Source organism: Sporosarcina sp. P3 (assembly GCF_002743415.1).
Taxonomy (GTDB): domain Bacteria; phylum Bacillota; class Bacilli; order Bacillales_A; family Planococcaceae; genus Sporosarcina; species Sporosarcina ureae_A.
Genome location: NZ_PDZE01000005.1, coordinates 14,028 through 30,782 on the forward strand (window position 1 = coordinate 14,028; position 16,755 = coordinate 30,782).

18 protein-coding genes and 1 riboswitch are annotated in these 16,755 nt (G+C 44.4%); of the genes, 15 read left to right on the plus strand and 3 right to left on the minus strand.

The features are described from left to right. Positions 1–515: 515 nt before the first annotated feature. The 6 genes from CSV61_RS07600 (at position 516) to CSV61_RS07625 (ending at position 6,159) form a co-directional block, all read left to right on the plus strand. Complete coding sequence (locus CSV61_RS07600) at positions 516–1,853, plus strand: MATE family efflux transporter (RefSeq protein WP_099638731.1); 1,338 nt, start codon at positions 516–518, stop codon at positions 1,851–1,853. A 5-nt stretch (positions 1,854–1,858) separates the two neighbouring features. Next, a complete protein-coding gene (locus CSV61_RS07605; RefSeq protein ID WP_233193551.1) occupies positions 1,859–2,482 on the plus strand; it encodes a DUF4825 domain-containing protein in 624 nt (207 codons plus the stop codon). Between the two features lie 106 nt (positions 2,483–2,588). Beyond that, positions 2,589–3,635, plus strand: a complete 1,047-nt coding sequence (locus tag CSV61_RS07610; protein ID WP_099638732.1) for a threonine aldolase family protein — start codon at positions 2,589–2,591, stop codon at positions 3,633–3,635. A 259-nt stretch (positions 3,636–3,894) separates the two neighbouring features. Continuing rightward, positions 3,895–4,329 carry a hypothetical protein gene (locus CSV61_RS07615; RefSeq protein ID WP_083034793.1) on the plus strand — a complete coding sequence of 145 codons (435 nt, stop codon included), beginning with the start codon at positions 3,895–3,897 and terminating at the stop codon, positions 4,327–4,329. 256 nt (positions 4,330–4,585) lie between these two features. After that, a complete protein-coding gene (locus tag CSV61_RS07620) occupies positions 4,586–5,239 on the plus strand; it encodes a VTT domain-containing protein (protein ID WP_099638733.1) in 654 nt (217 codons plus the stop codon). A 317-nt stretch (positions 5,240–5,556) separates the two neighbouring features. After that, entirely contained in the window at positions 5,557–6,159 is a 603-nt protein-coding gene (locus tag CSV61_RS07625; RefSeq protein WP_233193562.1) for a protein kinase family protein, read from the plus strand. Positions 6,160–6,217: 58 nt separating this feature from the next. Here CSV61_RS07625 and CSV61_RS07630 read toward each other — a convergent pair whose 3' ends face one another. After that, a complete protein-coding gene (locus CSV61_RS07630; RefSeq protein ID WP_099638735.1) occupies positions 6,218–7,270 on the minus strand; it encodes an FUSC family protein in 1,053 nt (350 codons plus the stop codon). 243 nt (positions 7,271–7,513) lie between these two features. On the opposite strand from CSV61_RS07630, the gene CSV61_RS07635 reads away from it, so the two are divergent. The 7 genes from CSV61_RS07635 to CSV61_RS07665 all read left to right on the plus strand — a co-directional run bounded on the left by CSV61_RS07635 (position 7,514) and on the right by CSV61_RS07665 (position 11,669). Then, complete coding sequence (locus CSV61_RS07635; RefSeq protein WP_083036068.1) at positions 7,514–7,768, plus strand: GlsB/YeaQ/YmgE family stress response membrane protein; 255 nt, start codon at positions 7,514–7,516, stop codon at positions 7,766–7,768. A gap of 137 nt (positions 7,769–7,905) precedes the next feature. Beyond that, positions 7,906–8,253, plus strand: a complete 348-nt coding sequence (locus CSV61_RS07640; protein WP_083034799.1) for an ArsR/SmtB family transcription factor — start codon at positions 7,906–7,908, stop codon at positions 8,251–8,253. Positions 8,254–8,268: 15 nt separating this feature from the next. Continuing rightward, a complete protein-coding gene (locus CSV61_RS07645) occupies positions 8,269–9,567 on the plus strand; it encodes an arsenic transporter (RefSeq protein ID WP_099638736.1) in 1,299 nt (432 codons plus the stop codon). A 24-nt stretch (positions 9,568–9,591) separates the two neighbouring features. Further along, the gene (gene arsC, locus CSV61_RS07650; RefSeq protein WP_083034802.1) at positions 9,592–10,011 is read left to right on the plus strand and encodes an arsenate reductase (thioredoxin); all 420 of its coding nucleotides are present in this window, start codon (positions 9,592–9,594) and stop codon (positions 10,009–10,011) included. 134 nt (positions 10,012–10,145) lie between these two features. After that, complete coding sequence (locus CSV61_RS07655) at positions 10,146–10,655, plus strand: YfiT family bacillithiol transferase (RefSeq protein WP_099638737.1); 510 nt, start codon at positions 10,146–10,148, stop codon at positions 10,653–10,655. Between the two features lie 216 nt (positions 10,656–10,871). Continuing rightward, entirely contained in the window at positions 10,872–11,198 is a 327-nt protein-coding gene (locus tag CSV61_RS07660) for a YnfA family protein (protein ID WP_083034809.1), read from the plus strand. Between the two features lie 51 nt (positions 11,199–11,249). Beyond that, positions 11,250–11,669, plus strand: coding sequence for a PaaI family thioesterase (locus CSV61_RS07665; protein WP_099638738.1), 420 nt, complete (start codon positions 11,250–11,252; stop codon positions 11,667–11,669). Positions 11,670–11,702: 33 nt separating this feature from the next. Here CSV61_RS07665 and CSV61_RS07670 read toward each other — a convergent pair whose 3' ends face one another. Beyond that, positions 11,703–12,536 (minus strand): cytochrome c oxidase assembly protein, encoded by an 834-nt coding sequence (locus tag CSV61_RS07670; RefSeq protein WP_099638739.1) that lies wholly within the window; start codon positions 12,534–12,536, stop codon positions 11,703–11,705. Beyond that, positions 12,526–13,029, minus strand: a complete 504-nt coding sequence (locus tag CSV61_RS07675; protein ID WP_099638740.1) for a DUF2243 domain-containing protein — start codon at positions 13,027–13,029, stop codon at positions 12,526–12,528. The genes CSV61_RS07670 and CSV61_RS07675 overlap by 11 nt, the downstream gene beginning before the upstream one ends. Before the next feature lie 597 nt (positions 13,030–13,626). On the opposite strand from CSV61_RS07675, the gene CSV61_RS07680 reads away from it, so the two are divergent. Together CSV61_RS07680 and CSV61_RS07685 are read left to right on the plus strand one after the other, a co-directional pair. Then, entirely contained in the window at positions 13,627–14,748 is a 1,122-nt protein-coding gene (locus CSV61_RS07680) for a glycerate kinase (RefSeq protein ID WP_099638741.1), read from the plus strand. A gap of 64 nt (positions 14,749–14,812) precedes the next feature. Beyond that, positions 14,813–16,234, plus strand: a complete 1,422-nt coding sequence (locus CSV61_RS07685; protein WP_083034820.1) for an alanine/glycine:cation symporter family protein — start codon at positions 14,813–14,815, stop codon at positions 16,232–16,234. A gap of 339 nt (positions 16,235–16,573) precedes the next feature. Next, positions 16,574–16,750: riboswitch (cobalamin riboswitch) on the plus strand. Positions 16,751–16,755: the final 5 nt, after the last annotated feature.

A 16,755-nucleotide genomic window follows, 5' to 3' on the forward strand; every position in this document is an offset into this window, starting at 1 on the left:
GCTTCTCTGAAGTCGGTTAGTTGATCTTCGCTACAGCCGGCGACTCCGGGAGGATCAGTGGGACAGGTGAAACACCCGTCGAAGCGAAGAGGTGTGGTTCACCGCCCACCCATAGGACACGCGTCCGGCTGGAGCGCAGATCAACGGTTTTAGACTACTTTGCGTTTACCGGGCACGATTGTCGCAGGTTTTCTCTGTAGTCAGCTAGTTGATCTTCGCTGCAGCCAGCGACTCCGAGAGGATCAGCGAGAGCCGTGACGAAGAACGGCTTTTGCGAGTGAAGCGTAGCGAGAAGGAGCATATCTTTGCTTTGACAGGTGAAACACCCGTCGAAGCGAAGCGAAGAGGTGTGGTTCACCGCCCACCCATAGGACACGCGTCCGGCTGGAGCGCAGATCAACGGTTTCAGACTACTTTGCCTTTATCGGACGCAATAAATAAGATATATGCTTCAAGTGGGTGCTTAAGTAGAAAGATAAAATAGTAAGTTTTTATTAAATGTGGGGAGGAGAAAGATGGCTAGGCAGCAAGATTTCACAGAAGGAAATATAGTAAAACAGCTAATGCTTTTTTCTGGCCCCATTATGATCACCAATTTACTACAAGCATCCTATCAATTTATCGATAGCTTGTGGGTTGGAAATTTAATTGGCGCGAATGCACTTGGTGCTGTGGCTATTTCTGGGACAATCATCTTTACGGTCTTGTCATTTGTCATCGGATTGAACAATGCCGCACTGACGATTTTATCCCAGCAAAAAGGTAGAGGTAGCGAGTCGGGACTTCGACGTTATTTGAATGCGTTTGTCGTCCTGCTTTCCGGCATGTCCATCGTGCTCGGTGTTGCAGGGTTTATATTTGCAGAACCCCTCCTGCTGTTACTTGGAACTCCCGAAGCGATGTTGGCGATGGGCGTTACGTATTTGCGAATTAATTTCATCGGGATCCTTTTCTTATTCGGTTATAATTTTATTGGTACCGTATTTAGATCGGTAGGCGACTCGAAGACGCCGCTTTATTTTGTGTTGGCCGCGGTTATTTTGAATACAGTACTTGATCCTTTATTTATTTACGTCTTTGGATGGGGAGTTCACGGCGCTGCCTATGCAACGATTTTATCACAGGGAATCGCATTTGCCGCTGGCGCTATTTATTCGGTGCGAAAGAGCCTGGTACCATTCTCAACACCTCATATTCCAGCACGTCGAGAAGTACTCGATATATTGAGGTTGGGAATTCCTTCGGGTTTACAGATGAGCGTCATTTCGGCTGGTGTGATGGCAATCATGAGTGTTGTTGCATCATTCGGCCCTGCAGTTGTCGCGGGATACGGGGCGGCGCAAAGATTGGACAGTTTGATTATGCTGCCGGCCCAAGCACTCGGGACTGCGGTCAATAGTATGGCGGGTCAAAATATCGGGGCAGGCAGATGGGACCGGGTTCACAGAATTACATTGTACGGCTTTATATATAATTTGATTGTCATGTTTGCGATCGCCATTCTTATCGTCCTATTTGCAGATTATCTGATTAAGCTATTCATAACAGAACCGGAAGCTGCGGCTTTTGGTACAAACTATTTGAAGGCAATTGCGCTATTTTATCCGTTCCTTGGCATTAATTTCGTTTTAAATGGAGCTGTCCGTGCGGCGGGGGCCATGTTCCAAGTGCTTGTGCTAAACATCATTTCATTTTGGATCCTTCGTTATCCCGTCACGTATATGTTGTCTAGCATCATGGGTGAGAAGGGAATTGCACTCGGAATGGGCGTCAGTTTTGTCATGAGTAGTATCGTTGCGTTTCTTTATTACCGATATGGAAAATGGCGAGAAGCGAAAGCGATAAAGGAATAAGTTCCATGCACTTACGTAATCGATTTTCGCTACAGCCAGCGACACGGGCTGCAGATCAACCCGATCCCTATTTTGGGTACCGCATATGGGCAATCAATGTAAACACCACATGTAGTAACTTAGCAAAGGAGCAGACTATGAAAAACTTCACAAAATATTTAGTGTCTTCATTCATACTAGTACTCATCTTAAGTGGCTGCAGTTCCACTACCGAGCAGCCAAATGAAGATCTATTCGAATATAAAGGATCATTTATAGGGGATAATAGTGCAGTCATCCATATAATTGAGCAATTGCGTTATGCTGAGCAGTTTGAAGAAGTTTCTCTTGAAACCAAAACGGAACCTTATGGAATGACGATCCAGTATGAACATATGGATGCGGCAGTCGAAGAAAGTGAATACAAAGAGACGGCCGTTTATAATGCTAGTTACTTATTCGCGCTGATCGATAATGCACAGTGGGTTGTCTTTGATTTTGGAGATAACACCTATACAATCAGTAAATCAAAATTGCAGGAGTGGTATGGTAAAGAGTTACAGGACTTTACGAATGAAGAAGAATTGGACGCTTTCATTCAAGAAAAGTTAAAAGACGAGAGCGGAGTACGACAGCTGCTTACAGAGTAAAAATCGGAAAATTCCTCATTATAAGAACAATATATTATACAACAGAAACCCATCATTCTATGGTATACTTGCAGAAAAAATCAGGCATATTTGGAGATGGACAACGATGATACGATTTGAAAATGATTATACGGAAGGCGCTCATCCGCGGATTTTGCAGCGGTTGATCGAAACAAATGAAGAGCAAACTGCTGGATACGGTATGGATGCACATTGCGAAAAAGCTAAAGAGTATATTCGGAAAGAATGTGAAGCGGAAGAAGCGGATATTCATTTTTTAGTAGGGGGTACCCAAACGAATACGACGATTATTGCATCCATTTTACGTTCACATCAAGGAGCTGTCGCTGCGGAAAGTGGACATATTGCAACACATGAAACAGGAGCGATTGAATCTACTGGACATAAAGTGCTAACTATACCTAGTGAAAATGGAAAAATTACAGCCGAGCAAGTAAAAGAGTTAGTGGATGCTCACTGGAATGAAGCGAGTCCCGAACATAGTGTACAACCTGGACTTGTATATATTTCTAATCCAACAGAAAACGGGACGACGTATACGAAAGCGGAATTGGAAGCTTTAAGTGAAGTGTGTGGAGAAAGTCAGTTGCCATTAGTACTCGACGGTGCTCGATTAGGGTATGGTTTAGCTTCGATCGATAATGATATCACGTTAGCAGATTATGCACGACTCTGTGATGTGTTCTATATTGGTGGAACCAAGGTCGGTGCGATGTTCGGTGAAGCGGTAGTTATTACAAATGATTCACTAAAAAAGGATTTTCGTTATATTATCAAACAAAGAGGCGGCTTGCTCGCTAAAGGCAGACTGTTAGGGATCCAGTTTGAAACGTTGTTTGAAGACGGTTTATATTATGAAGTATCGAAGCACGCTGTGGAAATGGCGTCTATTCTTCGACGAGCATTTGAAGAGAATGGATTTGCCTTTCGTTATGATTCCACAACCAATCAGCAATTCCCGATTTTACCGGAGTATGTCATGACGGAATTAAGCAAAAAGTATTCATTCTCCTTCTGGGAAAAAGTCGACGCAACGCATAGTGCGGTTCGTTTTTGTACAAGCTGGTCTACTAAGAAAGAACATGTAGATCTGTTCGTGAACGATTTACACCAGCTATGTGTTACTTCCTAATACTTTCCGTTTGGGGTTAAATGACGGTAGATAGTAAATCAAGACCTACTCTACTAGAGAGGTTTGTTTAGGAATATGGATGGAATAGTAATTTTAGCAGCTCTATTGGCAATTCACGTTGGATACGAGACCTTACCAGTTTTTCGGGTAGGGTCTCTTTTGGTGTGTATATGACATCCTAGAGATTGACATAGAGTCGTTTATTCATAAAGTCAGAGGGAATAGATAATCAACTACCTTTAGGAAAGAGGGGGAGCAGATGAAGCGATTTTGGCAGTTAGTCGGCATAGGAATTGCCGGTGGTGCTGTTTTGGCGCTACTCATGCTGGTTATATGGGCTGTAACTGGAAATGAAGCATATATTTTACTGTATAATGTAGATTACTTCCCCATCATTCATGTCTTTTCGCACGTATTGTGGTTTGGTATCGTCTTTCACTTCGTTTTTTGCATTGCCAGTGTGTTGGGGCTGTTTTATCTATTGAGTTTTTTAAACTGGCAATATAAAATGTGGCCGTATATTGTGGTGTACACAGTAGGAAGCGGAGTTTTGTATTTCCTAACCTTGCTAACCGATCGGCCGCCAGCAGCAGATGACGGCATGGCCTGGTTGTACTGGACAGGGAGTCATTTGGTGTTCAGTGTGCTCGTTGCTAGCATGGTCAGCCGATACGTTGACCGCGGTCGTGTGTAGCGCATCCGGGATTCAATTGCTTGGATCATGTCATGCGTTGTCCTATCTAGTCTTTCGTACAATTACGGAGTATTTTCTTATCATTCTCTCCTATTTGCTTTCAATCTGGAAGGGGAACCTTATTTATTTTACTGACTAGGCACTTTTTAAGGATAAATACCATACGTTGAACGTAATGTAGATAGACGATGTGTATACATCTGGCATCCTCACTTGCGTATCGCTGCAGTCACTTTTCTTAAAAAGGAGCCTTTACATGAACCTCATTCAAGGACTCATCAGCTTCATCTTGCATATTGATGAACATCTGGTCGATATCATTCAACTATTTGGTAGCTGGTCATATGTCATCTTATTTTTAATCGTTTTTGTTGAAACCGGAGTAGTGATCTTTCCCTTTCTACCTGGAGATTCCCTGCTGTTCGCAGGCGGTGCATTTGCGGCTCTAGATGCTTTTAATATTTGGTTCGTTGTCGCGGTCTTCTTTGTTGCGGCCGTCCTCGGCGATACCGTGAACTATCATATTGGACGTAAAGTAGGGATGTCGATTTCTCCTGGTAGTTGGCTAGGGAAAGTCATAAACCAAGAGAAAATGAAAGCTGCGGAAGCGTTCTTTAATACGCATGGCGGGAAAACGATCCTGATTGCCCGCTTTATGCCGTTTGTCCGGACATTCGCTCCGTTCGTTGCAGGCGCGAGCCGCATGAATTACCGGTACTTTGCTTTCTATAACGTCGTTGGGGCGGCATTTTGGGTAGGCATATGCACCATGCTCGGGTATTTATTCGGCAATATTCCTATCATTAAAGAGAACTTTTCTACGGTATTGCTTGCAATTATTCTTTTATCTGTCTTGCCTGCGTTGTTCGGCATTGTGAAAAGTAAAGTTAGCAGTCAAACCGTGCGATGAGAGGAATCAGTTGTTATACACTGAAACTGTCAATAAATACCTATACATTCGTAGTTAGTTGACATATAAGCCGGTTCAATTTAAAGTGAATCTATAATAGTATACGAACACTTCCGTTAAGGGGAGTAGCTGTTACAGTAAGAGTCGTCAATACGGGATGGGAATCCTCGGCTTTACTGGCAACTCACGTTGTTTGCGAGACCTTACCAATTATTTGGTGAGGTCTCTTTTCATTTCAGTTGAGACATCAAAGCCACTAATTGGTCTTGATGTCTTTCTTATATGTATCGAAAACTATTGGAGGTTATATGTTGAGTATGTATCAGGAACTTGTACATTCCATTGTCATCACGAAAAAGAATCGACTAGTGGACTTTCATCCATCTCTGCAACTTGTCGGAACAGGAAGAAGTGCGTTTGTTTTCCGAGTCAAATCTTCGAACAAGGCAATTAAAGTATTCTTTCCAAACTCCGTGTACATCGCGAAGGAAGAAGCCGAGATTTATCAAACATTGAAAGACATTCATTATTTCCCCTGTATCTATGAAACCGGTGCGAATTACGTAGTGATGGATTACGTTGAAGGGCATACACTTTTTGATTGTATGACGAATGGGCGAGTCATTACAGAGGCTCATATTAAAGAAATTGATTACGCACTATCGCTAGCGGCCAATACAGGCTTAAATCCATCTGATATTCATTTGCGTAATATATTTATCACATCCGATAATCAAGTGAAGCTGATCGATGTGGCGCGGTATAGACAGAAAAAAGAGTGCAAACAGTGGAGCAATCTTAAAAGAGCCTACCGTCAATTTTATCGTAAACGTTTCTTTTGGAAGAAAGTCCCGAGTGCGCTTTTGAATGCTGTGGCGTTTTTGTATAAAAGAGGACTCATCCCATCGTATCGATTATAAAAATGTATATAGATAGTAGCGAGCTTTAGACACCGTCAAGCTGAAGAGAAAGAAGTAGCTATTTTTTATCTTCAGCGTCAGGCGTTAATTTCACACTGGAAGGTTCATAAAATTGATCCACTAAGTTATAAATAGTGATCAGTTCATACAAAACGACAAACTCGGGTGGGAATTGGCTTGGGTGTCTATCCTCCCGCATTGTGATTTCTTTATTGCCGTCCCAGAAAAGGTTGGTAACGTTTTGTAATTGCGTTTCATGCTTTTTCGGATTGTAGTCTATGGAATGCTTTAAGTCGTCCGCAAGCTCCTTGACAGCGTGCATGATCCGATCGCGCTCTGCCGATGTCCACGAAATGTGTTGTTCGGGTATATGGAGTAAAGCGCCTAAATGATATTCAAGATGATGTAAAAATAATAACTGTTTTTCAGCCATCTGCAGTTCTTTTTCTTTTCCTCTGACCCACGGATACAATTTGGATTCATTCCGTTGAAAATGAATCAATGTTTCCGTTTTCCTAATTTCTTTCGTAAGTTGCTTCGTGGTCTCTAGTTCATCGCGACGGTTTGTGTGTGCGTCATATAAAATCGTTCGGAAAGTCCGTTCTAAAATGGTTCCTGCTCGCTCACTGATTCGTTGGATGTTGTCTACAATATCTCTTCTGTAGTTCGGTGGGAACACCAACATATTCACTACAGTGGACACGAGCAAACCAATAGTGGTCGTACCAAGTCGAATGAAAAAGGCGAATAAGTAGTTGCTGTGGATGACTTCGACCATCGCAACAGCCGTCAATGTGGCAACGAGTAGACCGGCATGCAAGTTCAATCGGTAACAGACTAAAATGGTGGCTACCGCTGCTAATGCATAGGTAATCGGGGAATTCCCGAAGAGCGTAATAAAAAATACAGCGAATGCAGAGCCGATTGCCGATGCTGGAAATCGAATCAGTCCTTTTTTGATGGAATCGCTGACCGTTGGCTCGATCGTGACAATCGCTGTGATGACAGCGAATACGGGGGGCCAATTAAACCACTCACAAATGATAGCTGTCAACAAGATCGCTATCCCGGTTTTTACTATTCGGCCACCGTGGAAATGAAAGGATCGCATGCGGTTATAACCTCCAGTTTCTACTGCGTATGTCTAGTACTGTAGTACATTATAGCATCTGAAACCATCGGAATGTAGGAGCGATCCTTTTGCATACGTATCTACCTACACACATTTTTAATTGGCGAATACTATGCTGTAACGAGGAATAGATTGCTACTAAGGTGTCACTCGATTACTGTCTTGTCATGTTCGCAAGTAGCGTGCTAAATACGTGTGAAACTAGGAGAAGGGATGTGTGAAATGAGTATCCTTTTATATTTGATAGTTGGCGGTGTGATTGGCTGGTTTGCTAGTCTGATCATTGGCAAAAGTGTCCCGGGCGGTATTGTCGGTAACATTCTTACAGGAATCATAGGTGCGTGGATTGGCGGAAGTTTATTTGGCAGTTGGGGACCACGCTTAGGGGACTTTTATGTTATACCGACGATTGTCGGGGCGCTGATTTTTGTCATCATCGTCAGCTATATTATGAAAGCTGCGTACAAAAGTCGGTAACTAAATGAAGAAGAGGGCTACCCGAATTGTCGAGGGTGGTCCTTTTTTATTGATTACACTACAGAAGACGATGAAAATTCTACTTGCGTACATAAGCATATCGTTATATGATGCATAAAGAAGTGGAGGGATGGACTATGAATACACCTGTTACGGTTGATCTACAACGGGCATCACGACTGTTAAAATTGCTAGGCGATCCGACGCGGTTGACGATGATGAAGCTACTCCATGCACATGAATGCTGTGTCTGTGAATTTGTTGCGATTTTTAAAATGAGTCAGCCGGCAATTAGCCAGCACTTACGGAAACTTCGTGATATGGAGTTGGTTAAAGAAGAACGTAGAGGTCAGTGGATTTTCTTCTCGATCAATGAGCACCATGAAGAGTACCCGTTTATTCAAAGCATCCTTGAACACCTTCCAGAACAGAATGAATCCATCGCTGAATTGGAAGCACAAGGGCTTCGAATTTGTTGTGAATAAGGAGGAGAAAGTACGTTGGCTTCAGTCATAACCGCATCATTGATTTTCATCATCACATTGATTTTTGTCATTTGGCAGCCTAGAAACTTATCGATCGGATGGTCTGCCTGTATTGGTGCCATCATCGCATTAGGAGTAGGGGTTGTTAATTTCCAAGACGTCATGGACGTAACGGGAATCGTCTGGAATGCTACGCTAGCTTTCATCGCAATCATCATTATTTCATTAGTCTTGGATGAAATCGGATTTTTCGAGTGGTCCGCTCTACATATGGCTAGATTAGCCAAAGGCAGTGGTATTCGCCTATTTATTTACGTCACCATTTTAGGCGCAGTCGTGGCTGCTCTGTTCGCAAACGATGGGGCGGCTCTTATATTAACACCCATTGTACTTTCGATGGTACGAAATTTACATTTCAATGAAAAAATGATTTTCCCATTTATTATGGCCAGCGGTTTTATCGCTGACACGACTTCATTGCCATTGGTCGTAAGTAACTTAGTGAATATTGTTTCGGCAGACTTTTTTGATATCGGGTTTGTTGAATATGCATCTCGAATGATAGTCCCGAATTTGTTTGCATTAGTTGCCAGTGTCCTCGTGTTGTTGTTATTCTTCCGTAAAAGTATTCCCAAAAACTATGAAGTCTCTGATTTAAAACAACCGAAAGAGGCGATCAAAGATCTCAAGTTGTTCCGACTTGCTTGGGTCATTTTAGGTGTATTGCTGATTGGGTATTTCTCTAGTGGGTTTACAGGATTGCCTGTATCCATTATTGCGGGGCTGACGGCGATATTCTTCATGGCCATGGCACAAAAAAGTCCAGCTGTTCACACGAAACAAGTGCTTACAGGTGCACCTTGGGCGATCGTCTTCTTCTCTGTTGGGATGTATGTAGTCGTCTACGGATTGCGTAATGTCGGTCTAACGGGTGTGTTGGCGGATGTCATTCAAGTGGCAGCTGATCAAGGGCTCTTTATCGCAACGGTTTCGATGGGCTTTATCGCGGCACTATTGTCATCCATTATGAATAATATGCCGACGGTCATGATTAACGCGTTAGCCATATCAGACACGACCACGACAAGTCCTATTCGCGAAGCGTTGATTTACGCAAATGTTATCGGATCGGATTTAGGACCCAAAATCACCCCGATCGGTTCATTGGCCACTTTATTATGGTTGCATGTACTGTCTCAAAAAGGCGTGAAGATCTCTTGGGGGAGCTATTTCAAGATCGGTATTATACTAACAGTTCCTACACTCCTGATTACACTCATCGGACTGTATCTATGGCTGTCAATCGTACAATAAATCATCGAAAAAGGGGATTTCATTATGCAGAAAAAAACACTCTACTTCTTATGTACAGGCAACTCATGCCGTAGCCAAATGGCTGAAGGGTGGGGCAAAAAGTATCTCGGAGAAGAATGGCAAGTTCTCAGTGCTGGAATTGAAGCGCATGGTGTCAATCCACATGCTATACAAGCTATGAATGAAGTGGGCATCGACATTTCCAATCAAACTTCAGATATCATCGATCCACAAATCTTACACCATGCAGATGTCGTCGTCACTCTTTGTGGAGATGCTGCCGACAAGTGTCCGATGACACCACCCCATGTAAAACGTGATCATTGGGGATTCGATGACCCTGCAAAAGCACAAGGAACAGATGAAGAGAAATGGGCATTCTTCCAGCGTGTGCGCGATGAAATAGGTGCACGGATTGCGCATTTTTCTAAAACGGGTGAATGAAAGTGAAAGGCTGTAGATGCTGATCCGTGCTATTCGTTGACATGTGAAGTGCTTCTTTCATATTACTACGTCCTATAAATAGAATAATCAGATAGTACGTGAGATAATGAGACTATGAAAAGGAGGGGTTCGTCATGGATCATCGATTTCCGATCGGGGAATTACACGTTCCGGAACAGGTGACGTTGGAAGATGTTCAACAGTGGTTACAAAAAATGGAGAGCTATCCTACTCGATTGAGGGAAACTGTGGATGCATTAAATGTGGAAGAGTTGAACAAAACGTATCGCGAAGGTGCGTGGACCGTTCGTCAATTGGTGCATCACATTGCAGATTCGCAGTTGACTATGTATCAGCGATTAAAGCTTGCGTTAACAGAAGACCAGCCAACTGCTCCCGCTTTCGATCAAGAGAAGTGGGCTGTATTACCTGACACGCAGCTGCCGGTTGAGCCTTCGATTAACATGCTAGAAGGAATCAATGAACGTATAGTTGCGTTAGGCAATAGTCTAACGGAAGAGCAACTGCAACGAACATTTATTCATCAAGTAAACGGTGAGATCACAGTAGCGAAAAAAGTTGCGAAGTTGGCTTGGCATGAAGAGCATCACTTAGCACATATTGAAATCGCTTTGGCGAATTGAGTACGTAGTGTACGTATGGCCCCCGCCACTTCTTCATATGGAGGAAGTGGCGGGGTTTTTTTAATGAACTCCACGCCAAGTCATCCGTTCAAAAAGTAACCAATCTTTTTTACTAGTTGGAATTATGGTAAAGTGAGTACTAGTTTTTAAGATTGATCTTGCGCAGTTGAAAAGTTCATGTTGGATGATCCGACGTGTGTAAATGGAGGTTTACTGATGTTGAAAGTCGTGGTGATCTTTCTGCTGGCTGGCTTGGCTGAAATCGGCGGAGGGTATTTGATTTGGCAATGGTTGCGCGAAGGGAAATCTGCACTGTTCGGATTATTCGGCGGCATCGCCTTAATTTTATATGGCGTAGTGGTCACATTCCAGACATTTCCGACCTTTGGCAGAGTGTATGCGGCATATGGAGGCGTGTTCGTCTTTCTGTCCGTATTATGGGGATGGGGAATTGATAAAAAAACGCCTGATTTGTACGACTTCCTAGGGGCAGGAATTTGCCTGATTGGCGTAACTGTCATATTGTTTGCACCGAGATCGTGATGGCAAGACAGGGAAATGGAGTACATCATTTGATAACGGAAGGACGTTCCTATGACGCAAAATGAAATCTTTCATATTGGCAAACAAGCATTGGAAGCCCAATCTTTCAGCAAACTATTGGGAACGAAATTGATAGAGTTTACGATCGGGGAAGTAGTACTGGAAGTTCCCATCACGGAACACGTTCTACAGCAACATGGCTTTGTACACGGCGGGGTCATTGGCTATGCAGCAGATAACGCATTGACTTTTGTAGGCGGTTCCGTTCTAGGCCCGAACGTACTGACAGCAGAATACAAAATCAACTATGTACGGCCCGCTGTAGGTGAAATATTAATCGCCCGGGCGACAGTGATTTCTGCTGGAAAACGACAAGCCGTCTGCCGCTGTGATGTTTTTTCCATTAAGGATGGGGAAGAGAAGATTTGTGCCACTGCGCAAGGGACCATTATGACGGTCGTATCGGAATAATGAAATGAATAAACTACTACAACAACGCACCTACTAGCTAGCAGGTGCGTTTTGCGTCGTTTCATTCGCGTGCATATGACCGGCCGCAGTAGTCGTAGCGTCCGTCCGTTGACGTTTGGTCGAGTGATACCAGTTGTGAAACAATAGAATGATGATCACAAGATCCACCGCATCGCCACCGTAATACATAAGCATCGCTCCTGCACGCGCCTCTTCAATCGGTACACCGGTAGGCGGATAGGCGTATAGCCATTTGGATAAAATTCCGTGTCCCGCCAGAGCTACAATAAAGATTGCAGTACGGTAGCGATAACTATAGCGGCGTGACACGGGATCGATGTATAAGAGGGAAATCGTAAATAAATAACCCGCTATACACACGTGTATATGAATCACGATATGTAGCAAGAGATGATGATGCATGGCTGCAAACAAGCCTGTCGTGTATAACAGCCAAAGCCCGCCGATGTTCAAAATCGAAGCAATGACGGGATGTGTATAGAACCCTGCGAGTCGGCTTTTCAGCAAGTAGCTTACCTTTCTAGCCTGCCGAACGGGAAGTGTCCGCAGCGTTAACGTCATAGGAGCAGCGAGCGCCAATAGCAGGGGACCGAGCATGCCAAGCAAAAGGTGGCCTAACATATGCCAGGTAAAATGATCATGTGACAGCTTCGCTAGCGGTCCGACAACAGCGCTTACCGAAGCGAGTACGCCTGCTATCCATAGCACAGTCCGTCTATGTGGCCATTTCCGCAAATGCTTTTTCCGGTTGGAATGAAAGACAGCGCCCCCGTATAACAGAATAGAGAGCGATGCAAGCACCCCAAACAGCCAATCGGTTGTACTGAAGTATGCATCATGTGGCATGAAGCACCAACCTATCCGCTGATCGGGCGTCTTGTTGCGCTGACTTGATTAACAACAGACCGGCCCCAATCATCACAATCGCCGCACCGTTCCACACGACATCATACGGGACGATGTCTACATGATAACGAATCTGATGAATGCGCATGACCTTATGTTGAATGGTTCCGTCATACAATTGGAACGCCCCGCCACCAAGTAACTTGCCACCCCAAAACATCTTATGCCATAACGCATTTCTCCTACGCAAATCCGCCACCAAATACAACGCACCCACCGTCGCAAACCAGCTAAACGCATGAAACAAACCATCCGACACCAATCCAACCGCCACCGTAGATTGATCATAAAACTTGTGCCAATGCAGCAACTGATGAAACAGTGTCTCGTCCAAAAACGCTACAAACCCAAGTCCGAATAATATACCCGCCCAGAGATTTCTCTTTTGATAACTTTTTCGATTCGACCAATTTTTCACTTGCGATACAGCCATTTATTCCTACTCCTTTCCTAACGTACGTAGTGTTCCCTGAGCGTGCGGTGTTTAATACATGTTGGGGCTGGCGGATAGCTTATAGAGCGGTTGTGCGGGTGGATAGAGCGCATTGCTTTGAAGTATGAGCGGGTAGCGTTTGACATAGAGCGGATCTACACGGATATAGAGCGCTTTACAGTAAACTATGAGCGATTATGTGGCTTGATAGAGCGGATGTACGGGTGGATAGAGCGAATCGCCCCGCGCAGCTTGGTTAGAGCGCTCCACCCTGAAGTATGAGCGGCTAGCGTTTGACATAGAGCGGCTCCACACGGATATAGAGCGCTTTACAGTAAACTATGAGCGGATATACAACTCAATAGAGCGAATACGAGTACCCATAGAGCGGAAACACCCCCCAATAGAGCGCATACACCCCCCCGATTAAAACGACTACAAGCCTCAATTAATCAAACACACCCTGCCAAACCATCCACCTATTCATCTGCAAAGAAATTAAGCAACCATTATTAAAATAATAGATGAACCATCCACTATTTTACGGTAACTTTTCCTGCATAATCTGCTAGAATACGAATAAAGGGAGTGTGAGCCGTGAAAATTGTCATTGCGCCTGATGCATTTAAAGGAAGCTTGCATGCGGAAGAAGCGGCCGACGCTATATCTAAAGGAGTACAGAAAGTCTATCCACACGCGGAAGTAGTTCGTTTGCCTGTTGCGGATGGTGGCGAGGGGACGCTGGCTGTCCTCGTTTCGGCAACTGGCGGGACGTTGCGAAGGGTGCCTGTGCTTGATCCGTTGGGACGTACCATCGATGCATCGTTTGGCGTACTTGGTGACGGTCAGACGGCGGTCATTGAGATGGCGCAGGCGTCTGGTTTGTTGTTGCTGGAGGGGCATGAACTCGATCCGATGAAAGCGTCAACATTTGGCACGGGCCAGTTAATTCGTCATGCGCTGGATGCGGGCTACAGGAAAATGATTATTGGACTTGGCGGCAGTGCGACGAATGATGGGGGAGCAGGTTTGCTCGAAGCGCTAGGCGTCCGGTTTTTAGCTGATGGACAGTTGTTGCAAATGAATGGGGAAATACTTCCGTTCATCAATGAAATCGATGTCTCGCAACTAGATCAGCGTTTGCTGGAGACGGACATTCACATTGCATCCGACGTAGAAAATCCATTTGTCGGTGAACAAGGGGCGTCGTGTATTTTTGGTCCGCAAAAAGGGGCGGACGCGGAAATGGTTTTGCGTTTAGATGAAGGATTACGTCATTTGGCGGACGAGACAGAAAGGCAGACAGGCGTGCGGTTGCATGAGTTGCGCGGTGCAGGAGCGGCTGGGGGGAGTGCAGGTGCATTAATTGCATACTGTGGTGCGCGTCTTGAAAGTGGAATAGATGTCGTGCTGGAGGCGATGGATTTTGTAACGCATCTATCTTCAGCAGATTTCATTGTGACGGGCGAAGGCAAGACAGATCGGCAGACGCTTGCAGGCAAGGCATTAATGGGGATTGCGAAGCTTGCGAAAGTAGAGAGTGTTCCCGTTATAGTCATTTCGGGGACTATTGAGGAAGCGGCGCGTCCAGAGCTCCTCGAGTGGTTTTCTGAATTGCATTCATTGGATGACGGGAAGAGGTCGTTAGCTGAATTGATGGTACGTGCAGCGGAATTGTTGGAGAATAAAGCGTTGACAGTCATGCAAACTAAAAAATAGTTTTTAGTATGTCAAGCGTAGTAGGGTAGCATGTGGGGTATAGCATACACAAGGAGGTGGTCAGATGTTTCAAGACGCGATTGACTGGCTTGTAGGGCCGGCGAATAATTTTATTTGGACATATGTTTTAATTGCACTTTTATTGGCAGCGGGTTTATATTTCACGATTCGCACGAAATTTGTGCAAGTACGCTTATTTCGCGAGATGTTCCGTCTGATTGTAGAGAAGAAAGACAATAATGACGGAGTGTCTCCGTTCCAAGCATTCACAATTAGTGCCGCATCACGCGTTGGGACAGGTAACGTAGCGGGGGTAGCCCTCGCGATCGGAATCGGTGGACCGGGTGCGGTATTCTGGATGTGGGTGATCGCTGTAATCGGCATGGCGACCGCATTCATCGAAAGTACATTGGCACAAGTGTATAAAGTGAAAGACGGCGATACATTCCGCGGAGGACCGGCGTATTATATGCAAAAAGCGCTAGGTTGGCGGAAACTCGGTGTAGTCTTTGCGATTTTACTGACGATGTCTTTCGGATTCATATTTAACGCAGTACAATCTAACACGATCAGTCAATCATTCACAGATGTATTTGGCATTCCCGACTGGGGTGTTGGGGTCGGCTTAATACTCGTGACAGGAATCATCGTCTTCGGCGGCGTCAAACGGATTGTCAAAGTAACACAGACCATCGTACCCGTCATGGCAACTTTCTATATTTTGGTAGCGTTATATATTGTTATTGTAAATATCGCAGAAGTGCCGGGCTTGATTGTATTGATATTCGAGCATGCTTTCGGAATTAAAGAAGTCATGGGTGGCGGAATTGGGATGGCGATGATGCAAGGTGTGCGTCGTGGTCTCTTCTCCAATGAAGCAGGTATGGGTAGTGTGCCAAACGCAGCCGCTACAGCAAACGTATCGCACCCAGCAAAACAAGGATTGGTACAAAGTCTTGGCGTATTTTTCGATACGATCATCATCTGTTCTGCCACCGCATTCATTATTTTGCTCGGTGGATTGTATCAATCAGGTGAAGCAAATGGAATCATCTTGACACAAAACTCCATGGCCGTACAAGTAGGCGCGTGGGCACCGTATTTCATCGCGGTTGCGATCATGTTCTTCGCTTTCAGTTCCATCATCGGAAATTATTACTATGGCGAAACGAATATTGAATTTATTAATGCCAACGTCGTATGGAAACGAATCTACCAAGTACTCGTACTCGCAATGGTATATTTCGGCGCCATCGCAAAAGTACAAGTAGTATGGGATATGGCCGATCTGTTCATGGGACTAATGGCCATTATTAACCTAATTGTCATTCTACTGCTCGGCAAAATCGCCTTCAAAGTACTTGACGACTTCACGAAACAACGAAGAGCTGGTAGAAACCCCGTCTTCAAATCAGCCAGCATTCCTGACCTAAAAGGCGCAGAATGTTGGGAAAAAACAGCTGAAAGAGCAGAAGACCGTTTGTGATATGGAGAAATGATATTGCGCTTTTCAAGTTTTGATCGTAAGACTTTGAATGGGTACTAAAAAACACAGTGAATTTTCTAAGTGGTTTAGGTTAGAGAGTAGGATTGTAGCGGGAGCGGAAATCCCTTAACTTTACTTATTTCACACTCTATTTAAAAACATTCACACAAACGATTTAGTCAAGAAGTAAAAAGTTTGATATACTATAAAATACTGAATAGCAAAAGTCGAATCGTAGTTCAGAAGAAGGATTCTGAACTTCGGTTCGATTTTTGTTTTGCATGTTTGAACACAACATGTTAGGGTTATATATGAATTAACACACTATATATAGTGTGTGATAGCAATTAGATGAATTGGTACCCACGACGTTTAAAAGGGAATCCGCCACGAACGGAGCTGCCCCCGCAACTGAGGGCACGGACGACTATCTTATGAAAACCACTGCTACGGCGGGAAGGAAAGATGGAAGAACGATGTGCCAGCCAGTAGACCTGCCAGTCATCTCAGCAAAACATTCT